Raw genomic sequence first — 1,164 nt, forward strand, 5'->3', positions numbered from 1 at the left:
GGATTGTAAATCACAAACGATCATCAATGTTCCTACCTTTATGTACTGAAGGCACATCACTGAACTAACTGTTCAATTTAGACCCGTTTGCCCTAATGTTTGAGGGTGATCAACGCTTTGAATACATAACTAAAAGCCCCACTGGGTTAGTGAGGCTTACATTTATAATTGGAAATTACATAATGGTTTATTTATTGTCAAGAACAATAGCTGGATCCCAATAAACAAATCCCCTGAAATTACCATTAGAATATATACCCACAATGAATGTATAAAATTCTGTAGACGCAGAATGAGGAGGAGGCATACTTTTAACCATAGTTTCCCAATGGTAATTAACTGTTGACTGGAGATCTACGTCCAGCAGATCAGGGTTTACTATTGTATCGTCAGACTTCAATACAGGGACATAAGAATGAATCGGCTTTACCACTGGCGCAGTAAAAAATTCACTTGCTCTCCGACTCAGCGGGACAATTTTCAATAATGCAGCTGAGTACTCTGCATCTTTAGACAAAGTAGCCCCACGCCAACGAATAACATCACCATTTTTAGCGTCAATTTTTAATTCACTTCCACCCTGACCAGATATAACATATTTTGGCCGCGCCAACATATGAATATCGTCGCTTCTACAGCCAAGATAAGTAGGCGCATTAATATTAGTACTAATTCTACCATATTGCTCCATAATAGATTGCGCATCCACAGCAACTAATATATCGATCACATTTGACATTGTAGCACCCTCATTAGTTAATGGTATTATCATCTTTTATACGTAAACTAAAATAACAATAGGCCCATATTTAATTAGCAAGCTGCTTACACCACTACCATACCAAAGAAAAACAAAATATAAACATTAAAAATTAACGTTTATGAAATCAAATTTACCACAATGAAAGATATCTGAATTATATTTAAATAGCATTTATTAATAATCATATTTAGACAAATGATTTAATGTTTATATTTTACTCTTCTGAAATGACATAAATCTAAATAACGCGATTATGAACAATTATGCATTTTTAGGTCGTGACATCAATTTATTGAATCATGTATATAGGGCAAACGGGTCTAAATTGAACAGTTAGTTCAGTGATGTGCCTTCAGTACATAAAGGTAGGAACATTGATGATCGTTTGTGATTTACAATCC

1 protein-coding gene is annotated in these 1,164 nt (G+C 34.5%); it reads right to left on the reverse strand.

Features of this window, described 5'->3' with window-relative positions; all coding sequences use genetic code 11:
• Nucleotides 1-187: 187 nt before the first annotated feature.
• Nucleotides 188-739, reverse strand: coding sequence for an inclusion body family protein (locus BM135_RS16430; RefSeq protein WP_092521602.1), 552 nt, complete (start codon nt 737-739; stop codon nt 188-190).
• Between the last annotated feature and the right edge of the window lie 425 nt (nt 740-1,164).

The organism is Xenorhabdus japonica, assembly GCF_900115195.1.
Classification (GTDB): domain Bacteria; phylum Pseudomonadota; class Gammaproteobacteria; order Enterobacterales; family Enterobacteriaceae; genus Xenorhabdus; species Xenorhabdus japonica.